Origin of the sequence: Pseudomonas cichorii (assembly GCF_019719005.1) — a bacterium.
In the GTDB taxonomy this organism is placed as follows: domain Bacteria; phylum Pseudomonadota; class Gammaproteobacteria; order Pseudomonadales; family Pseudomonadaceae; genus Aquipseudomonas; species Aquipseudomonas cichorii_E.
The window spans coordinates 136918-160744 of record NZ_JAIGPJ010000007.1 but is presented as its reverse complement, the minus strand read 5'-3'; the positions used below and the strand labels follow the sequence as shown (position 1 = coordinate 160744).

At 60.0% G+C, this 23827-nt stretch carries 15 protein-coding genes; 7 read left to right on the top strand and 8 right to left on the bottom strand.

What is annotated here, in order from left to right:
- Window positions 1-8 precede the first annotated feature (8 nt).
- The 7 genes from K5D32_RS08355 to K5D32_RS08325 form a co-directional block, all read right to left on the bottom strand.
- Window positions 9-2738: a Tat pathway signal sequence domain protein gene (locus tag K5D32_RS08355; RefSeq protein WP_221599817.1), complete on the bottom strand. Its 2730-nt coding sequence runs from the start codon at window positions 2736-2738 to the stop codon at window positions 9-11.
- Between the two features lie 12 nt (window positions 2739-2750).
- Window positions 2751-4985 carry a TonB-dependent receptor gene (locus K5D32_RS08350; protein WP_221599815.1) on the bottom strand — a complete coding sequence of 745 codons (2235 nt, stop codon included), beginning with the start codon at window positions 4983-4985 and terminating at the stop codon, window positions 2751-2753.
- 61 nt (window positions 4986-5046) lie between these two features.
- Window positions 5047-6048 carry an ABC transporter substrate-binding protein gene (locus tag K5D32_RS08345; protein WP_221577554.1) on the bottom strand — a complete coding sequence of 334 codons (1002 nt, stop codon included), beginning with the start codon at window positions 6046-6048 and terminating at the stop codon, window positions 5047-5049.
- A gap of 307 nt (window positions 6049-6355) precedes the next feature.
- Window positions 6356-7663 (bottom strand): LLM class flavin-dependent oxidoreductase, encoded by a 1308-nt coding sequence (locus tag K5D32_RS08340; protein ID WP_221599813.1) that lies wholly within the window; start codon window positions 7661-7663, stop codon window positions 6356-6358.
- Window positions 7664-7736: 73 nt separating this feature from the next.
- The gene (locus tag K5D32_RS08335) at window positions 7737-9020 is read right to left on the bottom strand and encodes an arsenic transporter (protein ID WP_221594767.1); all 1284 of its coding nucleotides are present in this window, start codon (window positions 9018-9020) and stop codon (window positions 7737-7739) included.
- A 113-nt stretch (window positions 9021-9133) separates the two neighbouring features.
- A complete protein-coding gene (locus K5D32_RS08330) occupies window positions 9134-10192 on the bottom strand; it encodes an NAD(P)/FAD-dependent oxidoreductase (protein ID WP_311775778.1) in 1059 nt (352 codons plus the stop codon).
- 5 nt (window positions 10193-10197) lie between these two features.
- A complete protein-coding gene (locus tag K5D32_RS08325; RefSeq protein ID WP_221599809.1) occupies window positions 10198-12144 on the bottom strand; it encodes a LodA/GoxA family CTQ-dependent oxidase in 1947 nt (648 codons plus the stop codon).
- Window positions 12145-12349: 205 nt separating this feature from the next.
- Here K5D32_RS08325 and K5D32_RS08320 point away from each other — a divergent pair, with 205 nt between their 5' ends.
- The 3 genes from K5D32_RS08320 to yghX all read left to right on the top strand — a co-directional run bounded on the left by K5D32_RS08320 (window position 12350) and on the right by yghX (window position 15909).
- On the top strand, window positions 12350-12739 hold the full coding sequence (locus K5D32_RS08320) for a DUF2946 domain-containing protein (protein WP_221599807.1): 390 nt from the start codon (window positions 12350-12352) through the stop codon (window positions 12737-12739).
- 143 nt (window positions 12740-12882) lie between these two features.
- Window positions 12883-14931, top strand: coding sequence for a TonB-dependent receptor (locus tag K5D32_RS08315; protein ID WP_221599848.1), 2049 nt, complete (start codon window positions 12883-12885; stop codon window positions 14929-14931).
- A gap of 90 nt (window positions 14932-15021) precedes the next feature.
- A complete protein-coding gene (yghX, locus tag K5D32_RS08310; RefSeq protein ID WP_221577560.1) occupies window positions 15022-15909 on the top strand; it encodes a YghX family hydrolase in 888 nt (295 codons plus the stop codon).
- Window positions 15910-16036: 127 nt separating this feature from the next.
- Here yghX and K5D32_RS08305 read toward each other — a convergent pair whose 3' ends face one another.
- Entirely contained in the window at window positions 16037-19075 is a 3039-nt protein-coding gene (locus K5D32_RS08305; protein ID WP_221599805.1) for an FAD-binding and (Fe-S)-binding domain-containing protein, read from the bottom strand.
- Window positions 19076-19256: 181 nt separating this feature from the next.
- Here K5D32_RS08305 and K5D32_RS08300 point away from each other — a divergent pair, with 181 nt between their 5' ends.
- The 4 genes from K5D32_RS08300 (at window position 19257) to K5D32_RS08285 (ending at window position 23818) form a co-directional block, all read left to right on the top strand.
- Window positions 19257-20162, top strand: a complete 906-nt coding sequence (locus K5D32_RS08300) for a LysR substrate-binding domain-containing protein (RefSeq protein ID WP_221599803.1) — start codon at window positions 19257-19259, stop codon at window positions 20160-20162.
- Between the two features lie 12 nt (window positions 20163-20174).
- Window positions 20175-21071: a LysR substrate-binding domain-containing protein gene (locus K5D32_RS08295; protein WP_221599801.1), complete on the top strand. Its 897-nt coding sequence runs from the start codon at window positions 20175-20177 to the stop codon at window positions 21069-21071.
- Between the two features lie 177 nt (window positions 21072-21248).
- Window positions 21249-22559 carry an MFS transporter gene (locus K5D32_RS08290; RefSeq protein ID WP_311775777.1) on the top strand — a complete coding sequence of 437 codons (1311 nt, stop codon included), beginning with the start codon at window positions 21249-21251 and terminating at the stop codon, window positions 22557-22559.
- Window positions 22556-23818 (top strand): amidohydrolase family protein, encoded by a 1263-nt coding sequence (locus tag K5D32_RS08285; protein ID WP_221599797.1) that lies wholly within the window; start codon window positions 22556-22558, stop codon window positions 23816-23818. Before K5D32_RS08290 ends, K5D32_RS08285 begins: the two co-directional genes overlap by 4 nt.
- The last annotated feature ends 9 nt before the right edge of the window (window positions 23819-23827 follow it).

Below are 23827 nucleotides of genomic sequence, written 5' to 3'. Positions count from 1 at the left end.
AGGACCGTCTAGTTATCCAGCGCCAACAAGGCGATAGCGGTCAGGCCCCACTGGGCCACGGCATTGGTCGATAGATTGGCCGCGGCGGATGTTCCAGAATGCTCATCGATCACCGACACGGGATCAGGCTCATTCAACGGATACAGATAGGCTGGCGGCTGCACGACATGCAGGCTTCGGTTGGGTTTCGGGATACCGCCCGAGCCGCCGAAGAACTCCTTCCAGGCCCGGTCTTTCAAGCCACGGTCACGCAATCGATAGGCCGCGAATGCCGTCAGGCGTGCATGGCCCTGGGCGAGATTGAGATTGGCCAGTGGTGCGCCCAGGGCTTTTTCCCGCTCTGCCGCCGGGGCGTTGTACAACCGGCAGTAATCCAGCCAGGCACGCTCGAAACTGGCCGAGGGCAACAGTTGCAACAGCTCGCTGCAGATCTCGGCCAGACCGAATACTGCCGACAGATGCGACACCGACAGCTTGCCGCTGGTGTCGATATCGAAGCGTCCGCTGTCCAGTTGCATGTTGCCAAGGCCGGTGAAAAAGCCATGGGGCTGCGCGGCAATCGTCTCCATGCTGTTGAGCAGACGGCGTGCCATGGCCGGGTCGCCGCTGCGCTCCCAGTCGGTCAGCCAGGCTGCTGCGATGGCTCCCCAATCGGTGCCGAATGTGATGCTGGCGTAGCCGTCGCGAGAATCACGCTGCTGCCCGATCTTGCGACCGGGCACCACGTCGCGCAGGGTGCGCAAGGCTTCCACTTGCTCATGGAGCAAATCACCGATGCGTTCATCGGCGGTCAGGTAATACAGAAACCGGCGGTTGGCGGCTGTGGAAATGCGCAACTGTTTCGCGCTGTCGCCCCAATGCTGAACGTTATGCCGCGAACCCAGCGGCGCAAACCGCCCGATATGATGCACGTCCACTTCGCCGGTATGACGGGTCATGGCTTCAGCCATGCGGAATACATCCTGGCGACCGGTGCGCAAAAAGTAGTACCAGAGCCACAGGTCGGTGCTCAGTTCCGAGTTGTCCCAGGCAAAGCCACCCACGTCATAGCGCCAGACATGCCGCTGTTCGTCATAGGTGTGCATGACATCGCCGTAGTCCCAGAACCCGTACCACTTTCGCTGTTCGACCTCGTCGCGATAGAAGTCGAAATACCACGCCAGTTGTTGCTCGATCTGCTGCCTGCGCCCGTTCTCTTTCCTGACCGGTGCCCAGTCAGGTCCGAACACGCCTGCGGCATGCAAGCGCTCGGGCGAAACCAGCAGCAGAGGTGGCTCTTGAATGCGCCAGGCAATCTGTTGCAACACTGCGCCACTGGGCGTGGCTGCAACGAACTGCAATTCCAGCTCGCTGGTCCGCGCGACGCCCGAGGGCGTGCCGAAGCCGGGTTCATAATCTTCGTAGGTGATCTCCAGAGCTTCGCGCTGTTTGACGAAGCTGTCCTGGCCCATGCCGTCGTGGTAGCTGCGCAAGTCCATCGGTGCGGCCTGAGGTGCCCACAGCCAGACGGTGACTTGCGCCCTTTCAGTCTGCGCCCCTTCGATATCCAACTGCGCCGGGTAGCTCTGCCAGAAATTGCGCAGGCCGAATACCACGCCACCCTGAGGCGAGCCGATATACCCCACGCCTGCCGCCCTTTGCCCCGTGGCACTGTTGAGCCAGCTCTGGCCGGACGTTGTGCGCTTGCTGATCTGGTAACCGTCCGGGTGCGCCTGCAGCAAGCGATAGCTGCCGAACGCGGGAATGTAGTGCAGTCGATTGGCAACTTCCGGGGCAAAGCCTTCCACAGGACCGGTGCTTCTGCCTTCGACCTGAGCGCGCATGATCTCGTCGCCCGGATTGCGGCGCAGGCCGGTCAGGCCGCGCACTGCTTCGGCAAAGACCCCGCCGTTGGCAGCGACGAAACGCACGTGCCGGTCATGCAAGGGTTGATCGAGCGGCGTATCGAAACGCAGGCCCACGCCCTTGATGAAGTCATGCTGCTCATCGATATCGATCAGCAAGGTGTGAATCAGGCGCAGGTTTTCACTGTTGGCGTAGGCATAGATACGCACGATGAAAGGCAGCAAAGTCCCGTCGCCGCCTTGCAGGCGATGGGTGCCGTGCAAGGCTACTACCGCCCGGACCGGGCCATTCTGTTCCAGCACGGCGCGTTGTATTTCACTGCGGTATTGCCGTATCGGCGCTGCGGGCTGATCCGGGTCGCCCTGGACTTGCAACAGCAAATGCCCGTTCTGCAGCGTGAGCCGGTCTTTGCGGCTGACGCTGCGCAGCAGGTTTTCGCCCTGACGCGAAATGACGCATTGCAACACGCCGGTGTCGATGCGGATCTGCTCATCGTTTTCACTGGCCAGCCCACGTCCTTCAGGTGCGGCGACGCTGCCCGGGCGCAGATCGTAATGCTCTGCAACGCCCTGCTGCGGCCCCATGGCATGGGCGGTCCATTTCAGGCTGCCATCAGGCCAGTAAGCCAGCGGCCAGCTTTGCAACGGCGGTGTCGATCCATCGCTGCCGTGAATCTGAAACTGACTGCCAGCGGCAACCTGCCCCCAGGGCCATGGCGTGCCCCAGGTCACGCCGCTGAACGACGCCGGGATTTGCTTGCCCAGCCACCCGAGTCGGGCCTCGGCCTTGGGGGCCGGCTGAGCAGCCAGAGCGCTGCCGATAAAGGGCGCGGAGCCTGTCAGTACAGCACCGGCGCGCATGAAGCTGCGGCGATCGAGTAGAAATCTGCTCATCGGTCAGGGCCTTTAGAAGTCGTAGCCAACGGTCATGCCCAAGGTGCGCGGCTCACCCACCACACCAAAGGCCGAGCCATAGTCACCAGCATTCAGTGAGCGGTAATAGCGTTTGTCCGTGACGTTATTGGCCCACAAAGAAGCGTTCCAGGTGCCCTCGTTGTATTGGCCGCTCAGGCCGGTGGACAGGCTCAGCAGGCCATAGCCCGGAATGCGGGTGAATTCGGAGTTGTCCACGGTGCCGTAAGCCCAGGTGCGATACGAGTAGCGCCCGGCGACAAAGGCTTCCAGGCCCTCGAATGCCTGCCACTCGTAGCGGCTGCTCAGGTTGTAGGTGAGTTTCGGCGAGCGGAACACCCGGCTGCCGCTCAGGTCGCAGGAGGCTGGCGGACGAGGCGCAAGCGTCACTTCAGCCGGGCATCTGCCGCCCTTGAAGTCCAGATACGTGTTGTCCAGCAATGTGCCGTTGAAGTTGATGCTCAGGCCATCCAGCGGCTTGAGGGTCAGATTGGTTTCCAGGCCACGCGATTGCATGGTGCCGGCGTTGATCAGGTAGCTGCTCTGGCTTTCCAGATCATAGGCCGTGGTCTGGAATTTACGCACTTTCGACCAGAACAAGGCTGCATCCACGATGACCCGGTTATCGAGCCAGCGGCTCTTGAGCCCCAGTTCACTGCCAAGGGTTTCCTCAGGTTCGATCAGCAGGCTGTCGAAACCGGCGGTGTTGGCCGCCCCCGAGGACACGTTCAGACCACCGGCCTTTTCGCCATAGGCCACGGTGAAATAGCCTTGCAGGTTGGGCATGAAGAAGTAGCTGAAGTTGAGCATCCCGGCGGGCAACTGGCTGTACTGGTTCAGCTCGCCCGAGTCGAAATCGTTCTTGTTGACCCGGCGAAACGAGCCGGATTTTTTGTTGTAGCTGTCACGCAGCCCGGCGGTGATATCGAACTTCTCGGTAACGTGCAGCGTGCCTTGGGCATAGAGCGAAAACACCGTGTCGTTGATCTCGCCCCAGCGTTTTACTGTCTTGCCGGTGTTGGAGGTGTTGCCGTAATACTGCGTGGTGCGAGTGCCCGCGGCGTAGTAATCGTGGGCAAAGGTGTCCAGGTTCTCGCCCCAGTAGGTGGCCCCGATGGCGTAGTCGAAAAGCTCACCCTTGGGTGAATCCAGACGAATGTCCTGGGACCAGATACGGTCGCGCACATCGGCACCGCTGCCCGCATACAGGGGAATGTTCAGGGCATCGGTGTTGTTGGGCTGGAAACCGAAATAGCGGAACGACGACACCGAGCGCAGGTTGTAACCGTTGGCCAGTGTCCAGTTCGCCTCTGCTGACAAACCACCCTGGCGCACGTATGCCTGGTTTTCATCGTCTGCGTTGACCTTGTAGCCACCGCCGACCACCGTCGCGCCCACCAGCGCCGTGCGGTTCAGGTAAGGCACCGTGCCGTTGACGGTATTGGCCTTGTCCAGCACAGACACCGGTTCACTGGTCGCCTTGTTGTAATCAGCGATGATCCGCAAGCTGAAGTCGTCCGCTGGCTGCCAGAGCAACTGCCCGCGAATGCCGTCCTGATTGCTGCCGCCCAGATCATGGCCGGTGTAGATGTTCTTGATGTAACCGCCCTTTTCGGTGTGTGACAGGTTGATGCGACCCGCCAGGGTTTCGGTCAGCGGCCCGGAGAACATCGCCTGGGTCTGGGTATAGCCGCGCTGGCCGATAGACTGGCGCAACGAGCCTTCAGGGGTGAAGGTTGGCTTGCGGCTATGGATATCCACCGCGCCGCCTGTGGTGTTGAAACCCTTGAGGGTGCCTTGCGGCCCGCTCAGTACATCAGCGCTTTCGATATCCAGCAGGTCGTTGGACATCATGCCCGGACGACTCAGGTAAACGTTGTCCAGAAACAGCCCGACGCTGCTGGGCATGCCGATGTTGATTTCGGTGCCGCCACCATCGCCCACGCCCCGAATGGTCATGCGCGTGTCGTAGGAATCCACTGTGGCCACATCCAGCCCCGAGGCTACTTGTTGCAGGTCTTCAAGCCGGTAGATGCCTTGCTGCTCAAGGGTCTTGCCGCTCAGCTCGCGCTTTGACGAAGGCGGCTGCTGAGGGTCGGCTTCGCGCACGCCCTCGACCTGCACGGTGCCCAGACGGGTCGTGGTTTCGGCCATCGCGGGCGCTACTGCCATGGCCAGCGCCATGCCGGTGACCCAAGGGAGGTATTTTTGCTGAGCTTCACGTTTCATGGGGTATTCCAGCGAGCAAGGGATGCCGTACCGTCAGCGAGGTGCTGTCGGCAGATAAGGTTCAAGGTCGGGTCTGTTGCAGAAATTGCGGCGCGAGCCACTGATCCACATCGATATCACGACGAATCAGGCGCGCCTCCCTGGCACTGCCGATGGACTGTTTGAGGCGTTCGACAAAACCGCTGTCCAGCTCCGGCGACAGCAGCACCGACAATGGCGGCGCACCTTCCAGATTGGCCTTCAGCAGATTGGCAGGGTAAGACGCCTGATCGGCCAGTAACTGGATATAGGCCTCGCGGTTGTGCGGGTCGCTGGCCCAGTTCGATGCCTCACGCTGGACCTGAACGATCCTGCGGACCCGGTCCGGATGCTCGTCGAGCAGTTTCTGCGACACCAGAACCAGACCGGACAACTCACCCGCACCACCCAGTTCGCGGGTCGAGACAGGCACCTGAGCCTGGCCCCGCTCGCGCAGCGCCAGGATATTGATACCGCCCCAGGTCGCATCGATCTGCCTGGCGGCCAGCGCCGCGCTGGCGGCAGCGAAATCGAGATTGATGACGCTCATATCCTTTTCGGTCAGCCCGGCGGTGCGCAGTGCATCAATGAACGAAAGCTGCGCGGCAGTCCCGCGAAACAGGCCGACACGCTTGCCCTTGAGGTCTGCCAGAGCATGAATCGACGAACCCGGCGGTACCGCCAGATAATGCGCGACGCCCCGGGCCGCGACAGCAACCACCCGCGTATCGAGCCCGCCCGACTTGCCGACAATGCTGCCCAGATCACCGAGATAGGCCATGTCTAGCTGGCCATTGGCGAACGCCTCGTTGATCAGCGGCGCAGCACCCTTGAAGAAGTGCCATTTGACCGTCACGCCCTCGGCACTGAACGCCTGCTCAAGACGCTGCTGGGCATGAATGACATCCACCAGACCGCCACCGGCAGGCTTGCTGCCAGCCCCGATATCGGACACCGCAATATTGAGCTGCGCCGCAACCGCAGGCTTCAGCGTCAGGCCAAGACTTAGCAGCAATGCAACAAGAAGATAAGAACGCAATGACATGGGCGGTTTCGGACTCCGTAGAAAACCACTGGCACTGTCTGGCCAGCAGGCGATGACGTTTAACCACAACGCCAGCGTTCTTCGTAAATACCGAAACCCCTCATGCTTATTTCAAAAAGGCATAAACAAGCAGGAATGCAGCGTCTGGAGGTTATGTAAGAACCGCAAAAGTTATTTGCGGGATTTGCATTGGATATGGGAGCAAGGGGTGGGGTGTAATGGGGGAAAGTTGCAAGCCTTAAGCGGCAAGCTGCAAGTTAAAAGCTCACAGCCTGCCGCTTGTAGCTTGTAGCTTGTAGCTTGTAGCTTATGCCCAGCGATTCTCCGGGACAGGCAACCCCAAATGCTCGCGCAGCGTGCTCCCGCTATATTCCTCACGAAACAGTTTGTGTTTGCGCAGGATCGGCAGCACGCCGTCGACAAAATCGTCCAGGCCTTGCGGGAAGTGTGAGGGCATCAGGTTGAAGCCATCGGCTGCGCGGCCCTCGAACCAGGCAATCAGTTCATCCGCCACACGTTGCGGGGTGCCGACAACGATTTTGTGGCCCCGTGCTCCAGCGGCCAGGTTGCAGATCTGGCGCAGGGTCAGGCCGTCGCGGTGTGAGAGGTCCAGCAACAGGCGAGCGCGGCTTTGCATGTTTTGCGGCAGCGGCAAGTCCGGCAGCGGCTGGTCCAGATCGAAGCCGGAAAGATCCTGCCCCAGACGATCCGCAACCATCAGCAAGGCAGCTTCCTGATCGGTCCAGCTTTGCAGGTGATCGAAACGTGCCAGGGCTTCGGCGGCGGTCTTGCCAAGGATCGGCATGACACCGGGCATCACCAGACAATGATCCGGCGAGCGCCCCTGAGCGACGACTTGCGCCTTGAGGTCGCGATAGAACTGCTGGGCTTCTTCCAGACCTTGCTGGGCGGTGAACACCACTTCACCGATGCGCGCCGCCAAGGCCATACCCGGCCCTGATGAACCAGCCTGAACCAGTACCGGATGACCTTGCGGAGCGCGGGTCAGGTTGAGCGGCCCGGCGATGGAGAAGAACTCGCCCTTGTGATCCAGGCTGTGCAGTTTGTCCGGGTCAAGGTACACGCCACTTTCGCTGTCGCGCACATAAGCGCCCTCTTCCCAGCTGTCCCACAAGCCACGCACCACATCGACGAACTCCTCGGCCACGGCATAGCGCTGGGCATGGTCGGGATGGGTGGCGCGGGTGAAGTTGGCTGCGCTGTCGTAGCCGGTGGTTACCACGTTCCAGCCAGCACGGCCTTCGGACAAGTGATCGATGCTCGCGAACTGCCGGGCGATGGTGTAAGGCTCGCTGTAGGTGGTCGAGGCCGTCGCCACCAGCCCGATGCGCTCGGTGATCGCCGCCAGCGCGCCCAGCAACGCAACGGGCTCCAGGCGCACGATCATGGAAGGATGTTCCTTGGGACCGGTCACCAGCTTGTCGCCGAAGAACACCATGTCCAGTTTGGCTTTTTCGGCGGCCAGGGTCAGGCGACGGATCAGCGTGAAGTTTTCACTTCCGGACTCGGCTCCGGGGTAACGCCAGCCAGCCGAATGATGACCTGCGGCCTGAATGAAAAGGCCCAGACGCATTTGCCGTGTAACTTCACTCATTTGAACACCTGCCTACATTCGATTTGACCAGCCTTCTCAGGGCTGGCTGGCATAGCGTGACACATCTTCGGTATCAGAGGCTCAAACGAACGGCCAGAGCGCTCAGGGTGACGACAAGGATGGGAAGCGTCAGCACGATGCCGACCTTCAAGTAGTACCCCCAACTGATGGTGATGTTCTTGCGGGCGAGCACATGCAGCCAGAGCAGTGTGGCAAGGCTGCCTATGGGCGTGATCTTGGGTCCCAGGTCGCAGCCGATGATATTGGCGTAGACCATGGCATCGTGAATGACGCCATCGACCCCGGCCGCATGAATGGATAACGCCCCGACCAGCACGGTCGGCATGTTATTCATGATCGACGACAGCAATGCGCTCAACAGCCCGGTCCCCAGGGAAGCACCCCAGATTCCATAGCCTGCAAAGACGTTGAGAATTCTGGCGATGTAATCGGTCAGGCCAGCGTTCTTCAGGCCATACACTACCAGGTACATCCCCAGGGAAAACACCACCACTTGCCAGGGCGCGCCTTTGAGCACCTTGCCGGTTCCGATCCTGTGCCCCATCGCCGCGATGACATAGAGCACCAGGGCACAGGCAGCAGCAATTGCACTGACCGGTATGCCGAGGGGTTCGATCACGAAGCAGCCCACCAGCAGCAACCCCAGCACCCACCAGCCCGCGATAAAGGTCGCACGGTCACGAATCGCCTCGCCGGGACGCTGCAGTTGTGTCACGTCGTAGGTGGCGGGCAGATCCTTGCGGAAATACCACATCAGCATGCCCAGCGTGGCCGCGATACTGACGAAGTTGACCGGCACCATGACCGAGGCATAGCGCTTGAAACCAATGTCGAAGTAGTCAGCCGAAACGATATTGACCAGATTCGAAACCACCAATGGCAGGCTGGCTGTATCGGCGATGAATCCGGCAGCCATGACGAACGCCAGGGTTGCGGCCGGTGAGAATCGCAACGCCAAAAGCATGGGAATCACGATAGGGGTCAGAATCAGCGCGGCCCCATCATTGGCAAACAACGCAGAAACCGCAGCGCCGAGCAGGATGATAAAGGCAAACAGTTTTTTGCTGCTCCCCCCACCCCAACGTGCCACGTGCAGCGCAGACCACTCGAAGAAACCGGCTTCATCCAGCAACAGGCTGATGATGATCAGAGCGATGAAAGTACCGGTGGCATTCCACACGATATGCCAGACGGCAGGAATATCACTCAGGCTGACCGCACCGGTCAAAAGCGCCAGAACCGCACCGAAGGCTGCGCTCCAGCCTACGCCCAGCCCCTTGGGCTGCCAGATGACCAGAATTATAGTGACGACGAAAATCAGCAGTGCAATCAGCATGACTACAACTCGATGGCGGGACCGCACAAATGACTGGGTTGCACGGTCAATGGTTCCTCTTGAGAGTTAGAGATTTACCGACCTGATCTGCCTCCCGCTTGCACAGCAAAGGCTCAGCCGACACTCGCCAGGCTATGGCATTGCGCGTAGTGGTTCATGAGCCCCTTGAGGGAATGCGCCAGGGTGATGCGAGTTTGCTGGTCATAACGTTCAAGCTTGTCCGTGCGACCGTGATGCAGGTATTCCAGTATCGCGTTGGCTGCCGGCTGGCTGGCACCGAACGCATGGGCCAGGCCTTGAGAAGTCACCGGGTCGAAAGCGATTGCCGCCTCACCCACTGCAAGCCATTGCGACGTCGCGACACAGTCCAGTGCCGAACAACCTGCATCGAGTACCTGCACAGATGCCACCGACAACTCGTCGGCAGTGGCGTAGAGGTGCATCAGCTTTGTCTGTTGCAGTTGCAGGGCAAGCTCGGCCGGGCTGCGGCCGACATCGCCGCCTTCTGGAAAGAAGCGCACCAGATGGCGCTGGCCGCTGGCTGACGTCGCGCCAGACCACCAGCCCAGTGCGTCCGCCTCGATCAACAGCCAGTCGGTTGATGCCTGCTCCGAAGTACCGGCAGGCAAACAGGCGGCCACGGCCACCTGACGACTCAAGCGCCGCCTTCCTGCCCCCCCGAGCCGTGCAATGCCGCTGGATTTGCCCGAAGCATCGACCACGAAACGGGCTTTACCGCTCCAGGGCTGCGCGCCACGCAAGCCCGTCAGCGTGGTGACTGCAGCGAATTCGGCATGGGTCACTTGAACGCCCTGCTCCATCACCACACCGGCGGCCTGTGCCTTGTCCCGCAAACGGGCATCGAACACCTGACGGTCCAGGAAATAACCATGGGATGAACGTTCGGCGAAGTAATCGCGAAAGTCCCGCTGCGGCGTCATCCAGATGGACTGCACGCCGCAACAGCGGCGCGCAGCCGAAATATCTTCCAGCAAGTCGGCATGCCCAAGCGCGGCCAGTGACGGCACCGCCTCGGGCGACAGGCATTCACCGGGCCGTGGCTGGCCTGCTTCGCCACGATCGACCATGCAGACATCAAGCCCTGCTTCGGCCAGGCAGATGGCAAGCGCCGAACCTGCCGGTCCGGCGCCCACGATCAGAACGTCGTACACGAGGGTCAAATCTCGTCCCTGCGCAACCGGCGTGGTGCAACATGCTTGCCCGGCTTGGCTTTTTCGAGTTCAGCCCCTTTGAGCAACGGCTGTGGATGGTCCAGAGCTTCGATGGCCGCGAGCAAGGCAACCTTGGTGTTGGGGCCGACGGCGCTTGCCGGTCGACCGGTTTCTACCCAGGCCTGGGCTGGCAGCCCCAGTTTCTTTTGCAGCTCGGGCGATGTTTCCTGGCTGACCAGAACGCCAAGCTCCCACCACTGGCTGACCATCTTGTTGATACGCACCAGGTAGGAACCTTTCAGGTCGCGCAACCAGTCTTCGCGATAGGAGAAGTTCTTGAGCTGCTGCGGCTCACTCGACAATGTCGAACCGACACGCTGCCAGGCCTCGTTGCTGAGCACGCTGTTAGGCACGCGGGCACCCCAGTAGCTGGGGAAGGACAGATAAGAGCCCGGTTCGTATTCCGCATCGGACAGGCAGGATGCGCCGTCGGTCTGCCATGGCACGCCCAGTGCGCGGGTCAGGGAACCTGGACCTACGCCGTCCAGCGGGCCGCCTTTGCTCAGGCAGACTTCCGGTGTCAGCTTGCTGCCGTAATCCTGGCGTACGACATGGCCCTGAGGCAGAACGGCCAGGCGATAAGGACTTTTCCAGACGCTGGACACACGCATGAACCAGGTCAGTTCGATGCCAGGGTGGAACGGCCCGCCCAGACATTCATGCAGCCCTACCCGATCCAGCGCTTCGGCCTGCTCTTTTGGTTTGAGTGACGAGAACGCGGGGATAGCCGGTTCACCTTTCCAGTCGGAGACAAAATCCCCTTTCACCCAGTTTTCCAGTGCCTTGTACATCAAAGGCGTCACGGCAAGGCCTGCACCCTCTTCATCGGAATAATCGCCGTAGTAATCGCCATAGAACGGCAATAGCGCAGACGTGAACGCCCCAGTGCCGTTCGGGATACGGAAAAGATCGAAGACCCTGGTGCGGAACTCGGCATTCTTTGCAGACGGATCGGCCAGTTTCTTCAAGACTGCCTTGTTCTTGGTATCCAGTGGCGAGCCGGAGCCGCTAAGCAGGTAAATACCATGGTTGGTCCACTGCATATTGGTCAGGCGGTCGAAGATCGGCCAGATGTCGCGGGTGAATTCAGTCTTCTTGTGGGCAGGCAGTTGACCATTGCTCACATACAGGTTGCGCACCACGTCTTCCATGGTGACCACACCGAACAGGCCCGGCGCATAGTTGGGCGGCGTCACCGCCAGGAAACCAGGCTCGGCCTCAAGGACATCGCCATTGGCGAAGGTCACACGGGCGTAGACCGGACCATCGGAAATGTCGTCATGCCAATCTTCATTGTTGGCGAAGGTGACAGGCTTGGTACCCGCCTTGAGCGGTGCGGAATGCCCATGACCACCCAGCGCAATGAGCCGACCTTCTTCGTCGGTGCGCAACTCGCCCAGATAGACCGGTTTGCTGTAGAACTCGCCGGTGTCGAAGTGGAAGGCCTTGCCCTGCTTGTTGCGACCGCTGATGGTTCTGGGACCAGGACGGATATCCAGCGCCTTGCGCTGCTTGCCAATGACCGCCGGATTGCGTCGACCGGCTTTCTTGGCGTAAGGCGCGGGCAGGTCCATGGCATTCTCGAAGTCGTACCAACCGGCCTTGAGGTTGGCGAGTTCCACGGTCCAGTCGATCTTCACACCATCGGCGAGGGTAAGCTCCTGGACCGATCCATCAGTCAGTTCAGCGTAGATCCGAAAACGCACGGCCTGGCGTCGCAAGTGCCCGTTGGCATCGCGAAACTGTCCATCCGCACTGCTCGCAACCGCTCCGGGAACCTCTGCGGCCAGGACATATTCGTCATGACCCAACGCATTGCCGACCCGGGCAATCCCCAGCCCCGGATGCACACGTACTGACTTGATCGACGCGGTACTGATGGTAGTGGCCATTGCGAAGCAGCCTCCCTGCTTGAGTGAAATATCTTGAGAACCTTTTCTCAGGCCACGACACTAAATGACAAAATATCAAGATGTCAAATAGCCACACCCCAATCTTTTCATCCCCTTCTGCGCCCTTGAAATACGGCCCACAGAAGCATTTACATTCCCTGATCAAATACGGCTAAATGGCGGCCTTCTTGCTCCGGGCCCACCCATGGCTTCAATGAAACGCATCAGTCCCTGGATCGCTTGTCTGGCTGTGTTGCTCAACATGCTGGCCATGCCGATGAGCCGCGCCATGCAGCCGCCGGATGTGCATCTGTTGCTGTGGGGCGGGTTCTGCTCCGGGAGCGGTTCGATCGCCTTGTCGCCCGGTTTCAAGAAACTGATCGATACGTCGCAACCCGCTTCCTCGAAAGCCGCCATGCAGCATGGCGATTGCTGCTGTGGCCATGCAGGTCTGGCGGCGCTGCCAGCCGATTACTACCGACACTTTCTGCCTCGCTACACCCCTGATACAGCACTGGACAACCCCGAGCAGCCGACGCTGCATCCCAGGGTTCGCTGGCCCAGTCTGACCCCGCGCGCCTCTCCCCTGGCCTGACCACGCCTTACCCGCCCGCCGACTGTGGCGCGGCTTTTCTTGTCTGGCGCTGGAACGCCTTGAACGGCCATTCCACGTCCTTGAAATATCTTGGTCTCCAGGAAGTAAGTGCTATGCCTGTTTTTTCTACATTGCCACGCGCAATGCATGCCCCTGTGTCCCGCTCCCTCTGTCAGGCGCTGACCTGCGGGGTATTTGCCCTGACGCCGTTGTCCGCCGCCCTTGCCGAAACCCAGGTTGAAAACTCGACCCTGACCCTCGGCTCCGTCACCGTTCAGGGCAACAGCAGCGGCCCGCTCAGCACCAGCAGCGTGCTGAGTTCGGTGGATATTCTGGGTGGCGACATTCTCGAAAAGATGCCGGTCAATTACAGCTGGGAGCTGTTCAGCCGTGCGCCGGGCGTGATCCTTACCGAATTCAATCAGGGCACCACTTCCGGCAAGATTTCCTTTCGCGGCTTTAATGGCGAAGGCGAAATCAACGCAGTGAAACTGTTGATCGACGGCATTCCGAGCAACAGCAACGACGGCAACATGCCGTTCATGGACATGATTTTCCCCATGGAGCTGGACAGCATCGAGGTGGTGCGCGGTACCAGCGATGCGCGCTATGGCCTGAATAACATCGCAGGCAACGTCAACATGCTGACCCGCACCGGCGGCAACTACACCAAGGCGCGGATTCGCTACGGCAGCTTCAATACTCAGGAAACCCAGCTGTCCAAAGGCTTCGAGAACAGCAACTGGAGCCAGAACTATTTCTTTGCCTATCAGAAATCCGATGGCTATCGGGATCATGCCGAAGCCGACAAATTCTCCATGTCCGGCAAGTGGTTCTATACCCCGGACGACGAGAGCTATCGCATCGGCCTGATTGCCCGGCATTACGAAACCGAAGCCCAAGAGCCCGGTTACCTGAGCGAAGAAAATGCCCGTCATCACCCGACCATGACCAACAGCTACAACGCCACCGACAAGGGCACGCGGCGCATGAATCAGGTCAGCCTGCATTTCGACACAGACCTGGCCGACACCCTGGCATGGTCGGCGAAGACCTACATCAATACCTTCGATGATCGACGCTGGACCCAGTACTGGAGAACCTCCTCACAACAGGAACGGGATGCCTACGAAACCCAGTACGGTGCCCTCACCTCCCTGACCTGGCGTCCGGAAGTCAGCTGGCTGTATGACTTCGCCCTGGAAGGTGGAGCGGACATGCAGCAGCAGGAAAACAAGAGCGAGCGCTATCGCACCCTGAATCGGGTTCGTCAGGCTCAGACCCGCGATCAGCAATTCGATTTCGACACTTACGGCGCGTATGTCCAGGCCGAGATCAAGCCGTTCGAGTCGCTGAAAATCGTTCCGGCCTATCGGGTCGACAAGATCCAGGGCGACTTCACCAATGAAATGACCGGCCTGGACTACGACATCAATGACTACGGCCTGATCAAGCAACCCAAACTCAGCGTGGTGTATTCGCCCTGGGACGTGGCCAGTTTCTATGCCAACTGGGGACGCACCTTTCAGGTCGGCACAGGCGCTGCGGCCTACAAGATTCCGCCACGGGATACCGATCTGGCACCGTCGATCAACGAAGGCTGGGAAACCGGGATCAAGTTCACGCCCACCCGCTGGATGGATGGCCGGGTTGCCTACTGGCAGCAGGAAGCCAGTGGCGAGGTCAGCCGCAGGCTGAACGACCCGAGTGGCGAATCGGACAACGTCGGGGAAACCCGGCGCTGGGGTTATGACCTGCAAGTAAACCTGCATCCAAACGAGCGCACTGAAATATGGATGGCTTACTCATGGCAATACTCGAAAATCCTTGAGCCCAGTGCCACCTTGCCCAACAGCAAGGGCCGGGAAATCGACCATATCCCCCATCATCTGTACAACGCGGGTATGACGTATCAGGCCACTCCCGCCTTGCAATTGACCGCCTGGATGAACGGCCAGACCAACTACTATCTGGAGCGGGAAAACACCCAAGGCACCTATGGCGGCTATGTGCTGATGAACCTGGGCGCGACCTGGAAAGTGAGCGATTCAGTGAGCTTCGACCTGCAACTCAAGAACCTGACCAACCGCTACTACGAGTACGTCTGGTATGACCCGGACGGTGCCGTCGATTCCCTGCACTCGCCGGGCGATGGGCGTGCCTTGTATACCGGGGTCACACTGGAGTTCTGATCCTGACCGGATGTCGAGGTGCCACGAGCGGCACCTCGACATCAAAGCTGCTTTAATAGAAACCCCAATGATCTGACAGGAAGCATGCAGATGGATCGTCTCACCGCCAAAGACTTTGCCCCTGAACTGCTTGAGCTGTACGACTACTACGCCCACGGCAAGATCAACAGACGCGAATTTCTCGACCGTGCTGCCCTGTTCACCCTGGGAGGCCTGACCGCCACGGCTCTGCTGGCTTCGCTGAGCCCGAACTACGCGCTGGCCGAACAAGTGGCGTTCACCGACCCGGATATCATTGCCGAATACGTCAATTACCCTTCGCCAAAAGGCCATGGGCAAGTGCGTGGTTATCTGGTGCGTCCGGCGAAAGCCAGCGGCAAGCTGCCTGCGATTGTGGTTGCCCATGAAAACCGTGGGCTCAACCCTTATATCGAAGACGTCGCCCGACGCGCTGCCAAGGCAGGCTTCATTGCACTGGCACCCGACGGCCTGTCCTCGGTGGGCGGTTATCCGGGTAACGATGACAAGGGTCGCGAGCTTCAACAGAAAGTCGATCCTGAAAAACTCATGAACGACTTCTTCGCCGCCATCGAATGGCTGATGAAACATGACGCAACCACCGGCAAGGTTGGCATCACCGGCTTCTGCTATGGCGGCGGCGTTGCCAATGCGGCGGCCGTGGCTTATCCGGAATTGGGAGCAGCAGTTTCATTCTATGGTCGCCAGCCCAAGTCCGAAGACGTCGTGCGGATCAAGGCACCGATCATGATTCACTACGGCGAGCTGGATACTCGCATCAACGAAGGCTGGCCCGCGTATGAAGCGGCGTTGAAAGCGGCTGGCACCCATTACGAAACCTACATCTATCCGGGTGCCAACCACGGCTTCCACAACGACTCCACCCCACGATACGACGAGGCTGCCGCCAATCTGGCATGGGACAGGACCGTGGGATGGTTTCGGCGGTATCTGGTTTGACCCCATTCGCACGGATTGTGGGAGCGAATCGGGCGGCGCTCCGCTCATTCGCGAAGGGCCGGAACATCCCACACATATTTATGTGTCTGGGAAAGCCGTCTTCGCGGACAAGTCCGCTCCCACCGTTTTAGATATGAGCCAATAGTATTTGCAGTGGATGCTGCACCACTTGCCCGTCCTGGCGCTTGACCTGGCTGCGGCAGGAGTAGCCATCGGCAACCAGCCGACCCTCGCCATTGTGGCGAGCCACCAACGGTTGCCAGGACTGGCTGTAGATGGTGTCCGAATGCTTGGCATTGCGGGTTTCGTGGCCGTAGGTGCCTGACATGCCACAGCAACCGCTGGCCAGTACTTCAAGCTTCAGACCGGTACGGGCGAAGACCTTCTGCCACAGGCCGACGCTGCCCGGTTCGTTGGTTTTCTCGGTGCAGTGCGGCAGGAAGTAATAGGTTTCGCCCTGCTGGACCTGCCCGGTTTCTTCCATCTGCGCAGCCAGCCACTCTTGTGGCAGCAGCACCGTGGGTGCATTTTCGCTGCCCAGGGTCTTGCTGTATTCCTGCCGGTAAACCAGGGTCATGGCCGGGTCGAGCCCCACCAGCGGGATGCCGTAAGCCTCAAGCTTGCGCAACGATTGGCTGTTGAAACTGGCGGCTTTTTCAAAGGCCGCCAGGAAGCCCTGCACTTGCAGCGGCTTGCCGTTTGGCGCGAAGGGTGCCAGGTAAACCTGATAGCCCAGACGTGAAATCAGCTCCAGCCAGTCCGCCGCCAGATGAGTCTCGAAGTAACGAGTGAAGGCATCCTGAACCAGAATCACCGTACGCTTGCGTTGCTGCTCCGACAGCGCAGCAAGGCGCTCTGGCGTGGCGATGCCGACATTCCAGCGAGCACAGGCGGCGCGGAAATCCATCAGGCTCAGCAAGGGGCTGTCCACCATGCCCGCCACATGCTCAAGCAGATAGCGAACGGGCTTGGCCCCCATCATGGCGTTGTAGAGTTTCGGGAAGCGAGCCAGATACGGGATGCTGAATTCCAGCGAGCCGATCAGGTAATCCTTCAGCGGGCGCAGGTAGCGACTGTGGTACAACTCCAGGAAACGCGAACGGAATTCCGGCACATTGACCTTGACCGGGCACTGGCCAGCGCAGGATTTACAGGCCAGACAACCAGCCATGGCGTCATAGACTTCGTGGGAAAAGTCTTTCTGGCCTCTGAGACGGCCCAGTGTATTGGCTGTTTTACTCACCAGACTCTTGATGACATTGGCCGAGCGGGCACGGGCGCTGGCGGTCAGCACATCGATATTCTGTTCACCTTGCAGGCGCAGCCATTCACGGACCAGAGAAGCCCTGCCCTTCGGCGAATGAATGCGATTGCGGGTAGCCTTCCAGGACGGGCACATGGCGTCGTCGGCATCGTAGTTGTAGCAGGCACCGTTGCCGTTACAGTGCACGGCGCTTTCGTAGCTCTGCCAGACGCGCTCGTCGATACGACGATCCAGATCGCCTCGCAATTGCACTTCGTCCACCAGCGTCAGTCTGGCAGTCGGTACGGTTGCAGGCGTCGCGATCTTGCCGGGGTTGAGCTGGTTGAACGGATCGAACGCAGCCTTGAGGGCCTGAAGCGCCGGGTACAGCTCGCCGAAGTATTCCGGCACATATTGCGAGCGCAGGCCCTTGCCGTGCTCACCCCACAACAAACCGCCGTAGCGTTTGGTCAGGGCCGCGACTGCATCGGAAATCGGACGCACCAACGCGGCCTGCACCGGGTCTTTCATGTCGAGGATCGGCCGCACGTGCAGCACGCCGGCATCCACATGGCCAAACATGCCGTATTGCAGGTTGTAGCTGTCCAGCAGCGCCCGGAATTCCTGAATGTAATCGGCAAGGTTTTCAGGCGGCACGGCGGTGTCTTCGACAAACGGCTGAGGCCTGGCTTCGCCCTTGACGTTGCCCAACAAGCCTACCGAACGCTTGCGCATGGCGTAGACCCGATTGACCGCCGCGCTGCCCACCGCCAGCGTATGGCCCAGTCGTACTACCGAGGTGTCGTTCTGCAAATGCTCGACGAAGGCATGGACCCGCTGCTCCACTTCACTCGCATCGTCGCCGCAGAATTCGATCAGGTTGATCCCCAGCGTCGGGGTATTCGGGTCCTGAGGAAAGTATTCGGCCACGCCATGCCAGACGATGTCCTGCATGGCGAGCATCAGGACTTTGGAGTCCACGGTTTCGATGGACAGCGGCTTGAGCGCCATGAGTGCCTTGGCGTCGCGCAGGGCATCCATGAAACCGGCATAACGCACGTTGACCAGAATCGAATGCTTGGGAATCGGCAGCACATTGAGTTTGGCTTCGACGATAAAGCCCAGTGAGCCTTCCGAGCCGCACAGCACGCTATTGAGGTTGAAACGGCCATCGGTTTCGCGCAGGTGAGCCAGGTCGTAGCCGGTCAGGCAACGGTTGAGCGGCGGGAAAATATCCTTGATCAACTGCGCCTGGGTATCGGCGATCTCGCTGGCGCAGCGATAGGCGTCCCCTGCCCGATCGGTTCGGGCCTGCTCCGACTCCAGTTGCTCGGCCCCCATGGCCAGGCTGTGTATGCGCGAGCCACCGAGCAGCACCGTCGACAATTCCAGCACGTGGTCACGGGTCTTGCCGTAGGTGCAACTGCCCTGGCCGCTGGCATCGGTGTTGATCATGCCGCCGACCGTTGCGCGGTTGGAGGTGGACAGCTCAGGGGCAAAGAACAGCCCGTGAGGTTTGAGCGCTGCGTTGAGCTGGTCCTTGACCACGCCGGTCTGCACCCGCACCCAGCGCTCTTCGACGTTGATTTCCAGAATACGGTTCATGTGCCGCGAGAGGTCGACCACCACGCCATCGGTCAGGGATTGCCCGTTGGTCCCGGTGCCGCCGCCCCGTGGCGTCAATACCACCTGCTTGTGCTCGGCACGCCCGGCCAGTCGCGCAAGTATCTCGACATCGGCGCTGTCGCGAGGAAAAACCGCCGCCTGGGGCATACGCTGGTAGATCGAGTTGTCGGTTGCCAGAACGGTTCGTGAGCCATGATCCCTGGCGATTTCGCCTCGAAACCCTTCCTGCACCAGAGCATTGAGGAAACGGTCGTAGTGATCGACCTGCGCAGAGGTCGGTTTCAAGAGGGCAATCATGGTGGCTTCCTGACAGGCTAGGCTTTTTATATGCAAACTTTTATATGCAAACTTTTATAGGTAAAGCACGTATGCTTCAGAGCGCTCCGAGCATGGCTTTATCAACGGTTGACGCTGATTTTCAGGCTTCAGGGCCAAGAGCGCAAATGTAAAACCTGCCGTTTTTCCATGAGTTTTATGAATGAACCCGAGAAGACTCACGCCTTCGATGTCACTGCTTATCGCTTTTGAAGCAGCGGCGCGTCATGTCAGCTTCACCAAGGCCGCCGACGAGCTGGCCCTGACCCAGAGCGCGGTCAGCCGTCAGGTGCAGGCGCTTGAGGCGCAACTTGAAGTGGAGCTGTTCAAGCGCGATGGTCGACGTATCGAGCTGACCACGGCGGGTGCGTTGTATCAGCATGAGCTGGCAGCCGCTCTGGGCCGGATTCGCAGCGCGACGCTACAGACCATCGCCCACAAGTCCGAAGGCGGAACCCTGCACTTGGCCGTGCTGCCCACATTCGGCTCAAAGTGGCTGCTGCCGCGCATGCATGACTTTTATGCTAGGCATCCGGGCCATGTGGTGCATATCCACTCGCGCATCGTGCATGCCGACCTGACGCCTGCGGCCAGCGACATGAACGCGATCATCTGTGCAGGCACAGGCAATTGGCCGGGCTATATCGCCCATCCGCTGATTGCGGAAAAACTGGTGCTTATCGCCAGCCCTTCGGCACTCGCTGGCCATGAGTCCATGACGCCAGGCCAGATTGCCCAGCACTCGCTGCTAAGCGTAGTTTCGCGGCCCAATACCTGGTCCGACTGGTTCGACAGAAACCAGCTCGACCACCACATCATGCGCCCCGGCCCGAGTTTCGAGCTGACCGCACACCTGATTCAGGCCGTGGCGGCGGGTATTGGCGTGGCACTGGTGCCGCGCATTCTGGTGCAGGATGAAATCAACAGCGGCGAACTGGTCACGCTGTTCGAGCCCATGGACAGTGGCCGCAATTACTATCTGGTGTACGCCACGCGCTTCCAGAACCTGCCGTCACTCTGCGTGTTCAGGGACTGGCTGCTGTCGACACCCTTTCCCGATGGTTTGTAATACGGAGCCTCTGTGCGCATAGAACCCCTTCCGCCACTTCAGAACCTGATCGCCTTTGAAGCCACCGTTCGCCACGGCAGTTTCACCCGGGCAGCCACCGAGTTGCACCTGACCCAAAGCGCAATCAGCCGGCAGGTCGCGCAACTGGAAGATTTTCTGGGCCGGGCGTTGTTTCGTCGCGAACACAAGCGCATTCACCTGACGATCGCGGGCCAGATCTATGCCGAAGAAATTCATCGGATCCTGACTCAATGCGCCGAAGCCACGGCTCAGGTCATCACCCACAGCGGCGAACAGCAACTGACCCTGGCCTGCTCCAGCGGCGTGGCAGCGCTGTGGCTGGGTCCGTTACTGGGTCGCTACAAGGACGAATTCCCCGCGGTGGACATACGCCTGCGGGTGGTCGACGGGCTGGATTCTCTGATCCGGGCCGAGTTCGACCTGGCGCTGTACTTCCTGCGTGAAAAATCCCCACCCGGGCTGGATAGCCGTCTGCTGTTTGCCGAATCGGTGAATGCCTATTGCTCACCGGATTATCTGGACGGACAGACACTGGAGCCGGTGCAACTGCTCGATCACTGCCTGCTGATGCTCGAAGACGGCCAGCGCCAATGGCTGTCCTGGAACGACTGGTTCGGTCGCCAGGGCGTGGACGCTTCGCTGATCCACCAGCGCATGACCGTGAACCTCTATCCGGTACTCGTGGATCTGGCCATAGCCGGTCACGGCATTGTGCTGGGCTGGCGACCGATGATTGATCGCCATGTGCAATCCGGTGCCCTGGTGCCTGCATGCAACTCGGATATCGGTGCCATCGGCGGCTATTACCTGCTCACCCCCAGCGGCAAGATGCCAAGACGTGCTGCCCGAGCCTTCGAAAAATGGCTGAGCAATGAGATTGCCAACTGACTTGCATGCGCCAAACGCATGCAAACCTGCGTAATGATCGCTTTCTCAAATCCAGGCCGAAGCCTAATCTCGAACGCAACCGGGCATTAGATCCGAATAATGTTTCAGCTTTTCAACTCTGCCCCCTTATAAATGCAGGGTTGTTTCCTGCATGTCTTGCATGCAGGAGTCAAAAAAGTGAGCACAGAACACGCATCTCCATCACGCACCCACAACCAAAAGGCCCGCCGTGCGGTGACCGCCACGGTCATCGGCAATGGCCTGGAATGGTTCGACTTCACGGTCTACAGCTTCTTTTCTGTCATCATCGCCAAGGTGTTCTTCCCCACCGGCAGCGAACTGACTTCCTACCTCTTGGCATTGGCAACCTTCGGCGTCGGCTTTTTCATGCGCCCGGTGGGCGGTATCGTGCTGGGCATCTATGGCGACAAGCACGGGCGCAAGGCGGCACTTTCGCTGACCATTCTGCTCATGGCCCTTGGCACACTGATCATCGCCATCACCCCCAGCTATGCGCAGATAGGCCTGATGGCTCCGGTGCTGATTGTGCTGGCGCGCCTGCTGCAAGGTTTCTCGGCGGGCGGCGAGATGGGCAGCGCCACGGCCTTCCTGACCGAGCACGCACCCGAAGGCAAGAAAGCCTTCTACTCCAGCTGGATTCAAGCCAGCATTGGCGTGGCCGTATTGCTTGGTTCCGCGCTGGGTGCCGTCCTGTCCAGTTACCTGACCCAGGCACAACTGGAAAGCTGGGGCTGGCGCGTGCCATTTCTGATCGGAACCCTGATCGGCCCGGTGGGCTTCTACATTCGTAGCCGCGTCGATGAAACGCCGGTCTACAAGGCCAGCAAGACTGTCGAATCGCCCTTGCGTGAAGTCTTGCGTACCTATCCGCGCCAGACCCTGATCAGTTTCTCGCTGGTCGTGCTCTGGACAGTCTGCACCTACGCCGTCCTGTTTTACATTCCGTCATACGCCCAGCGGGTGCTCGGCCTGCCTTCATGGATGGGATTCAGCGCCGGGATGATGGGCGGCGCAGTACTGATCGTGGCCACACCCATCGTCGGGGCGCTTGCGGATCGTTATGGTCGTCGGCCATGGCTCCTCGGCTCGGCAGTGGCCATTTTCTTCAGCGCCTACCCGATGTTTCTCTTCATCAACCAGATGCCGGGGCTGTTTTCGCTGCTGGTCTTTGAACTGGTGCTCGGCCTGCTGATTTCGGGCTACATCGGCTCGATCCTCGCGGCATTCGGCGAGTTGCTGCCGACCCACGTGCTGTCGACCGGGTTGTCGGTGGCCTACAACTTCGCGGTCACGATCTTCGGCGGCTTCGCCACCTTCACCATCACCTGGCTGATCGCCTCGACCGGCAGCAACGTGGCCCCGGCTTTCTACATCATGTTTGCAGCAATCATCAGCGGCACCGGCGCGATGCTCTATCGCGACCGCAAGCACGCATCACATCGTCCTCTGACTGGAGCCCTTCAATGAATCACACTGACTCTTCCCGCCTGATACTGCGCAACGGTCGCTTGCTTGATCTGCAACAGGGTCAATTGATCGCCGATCAGGAAGTCGTGATCGAAGGTGAGCGCATTGTCGCCGTACGCCCTGCTGGCGAACCCGCCGAAGCCGGGGCCAGGGTTATCGATCTGGGCGGCAAGACCCTGATGCCTGGCCTGATCGACTGCCATGTTCATGTTCTGGCCTCCAATGCCAACCTGGGTTTCAATGCCCTGCAACCCAACGCCATCATCATGTACCGCGCACTTCCGATTCTGGCCGCCATGCTGCAACGCGGCTTCACCACCGTGCGTGATGCCGGCGGTGCCGACTGGGCATTGGCCCGTTCCATCCAGTTGGGGCTGATTCCCGGACCGAAGATCTTTGCATCGGGCAAGGCCTTGTCACAGACCGGTGGCCACGGCGACATGCGCGCCCGTGGCGAGTTGCTGCTGAATGAACCCTGCTCCTGCTGCTTCCGCGCCGGGGCCATCGCCCGGGTGGTGGACGGTGTCGACAATGTGCGCCTGGCGGTTCGCGAAGAACTGCAACAAGGTGCGAACCAGATAAAGATCATGGCTTCCGGAGGCGTTTCTTCGCCCACCGACCCGATTGCCAACACCCAATACAGCGAAGCCGAAATCCGCGCCATCGTCGACGAGGCCGAAGCCGCCAACACCTATGTAATGGCTCACGCCTATACGGCACGCGCCATTCGCCGCGCCATCGAATGCGGCGTGCGCACCATCGAGCACGGCAATCTGGTGGATGCCGACACTGCACGCCTGATGGCTGAAAAAGGGGCTTTTGCAGTACCGACTCAAGTCACCTATGAAATGCTCGCCCAATATGGAGAACGCTTCGGACTACCAGCCGACTCGGTGGCCAAGATCGAAGACGTGCGTCAGGCCGGACGCAATGCCCTGCTGCTGTTCGCCGAAGCGGGCGTGCCCATGGGCTATGGCTCGGACCTGCTCGGCGAAATGCATGAGTACCAGAGCCACGAGCTGAAGATTCGGGCCGAACTGCTGGGCAATCTTGCAGCCCTGCGCAGCGCCACCAGCGTGGCGGCACAGATTCTTCAGCGCGAGGGTGAGCTGGGCTGTATCGCACCCGGCGCACTGGCCGACCTGCTGGTAGTCGACGGCGACCCACTGACCGATATTGATTGTCTGGTAGGTCAAGGCGAGCGTCTGGCGATGATCTTGCAGAATGGTCATATCCGGAAGAATACGCTGGAGCAGTGACCGGGTTAG

Coding starts and splice junctions, on each gene's coding strand:
- K5D32_RS08300 (WP_221599803.1), top strand. CDS start 19,257: ATGAACCCGAGAAGACTCACGCCTTCGATGTCACTGCTTATCGCTTTT.
- K5D32_RS08315 (WP_221599848.1), top strand. CDS start 12,883: ATGCATGCCCCTGTGTCCCGCTCCCTCTGTCAGGCGCTGACCTGCGGG.
- K5D32_RS08345 (WP_221577554.1), bottom strand. CDS start 6,048: ATGTCATTGCGTTCTTATCTTCTTGTTGCATTGCTGCTAAGTCTTGGC.
- K5D32_RS08355 (WP_221599817.1), bottom strand. CDS start 2,738: ATGAGCAGATTTCTACTCGATCGCCGCAGCTTCATGCGCGCCGGTGCT.
- K5D32_RS08340 (WP_221599813.1), bottom strand. CDS start 7,663: ATGAGTGAAGTTACACGGCAAATGCGTCTGGGCCTTTTCATTCAGGCC.
- K5D32_RS08335 (WP_221594767.1), bottom strand. CDS start 9,020: ATGCTGATTGCACTGCTGATTTTCGTCGTCACTATAATTCTGGTCATC.
- K5D32_RS08305 (WP_221599805.1), bottom strand. CDS start 19,075: ATGATTGCCCTCTTGAAACCGACCTCTGCGCAGGTCGATCACTACGAC.
- K5D32_RS08350 (WP_221599815.1), bottom strand. CDS start 4,985: ATGAAACGTGAAGCTCAGCAAAAATACCTCCCTTGGGTCACCGGCATG.
- yghX (WP_221577560.1), top strand. CDS start 15,022: ATGGATCGTCTCACCGCCAAAGACTTTGCCCCTGAACTGCTTGAGCTG.
- K5D32_RS08325 (WP_221599809.1), bottom strand. CDS start 12,144: ATGGCCACTACCATCAGTACCGCGTCGATCAAGTCAGTACGTGTGCAT.
- K5D32_RS08285 (WP_221599797.1), top strand. CDS start 22,556: ATGAATCACACTGACTCTTCCCGCCTGATACTGCGCAACGGTCGCTTG.
- K5D32_RS08320 (WP_221599807.1), top strand. CDS start 12,350: ATGGCTTCAATGAAACGCATCAGTCCCTGGATCGCTTGTCTGGCTGTG.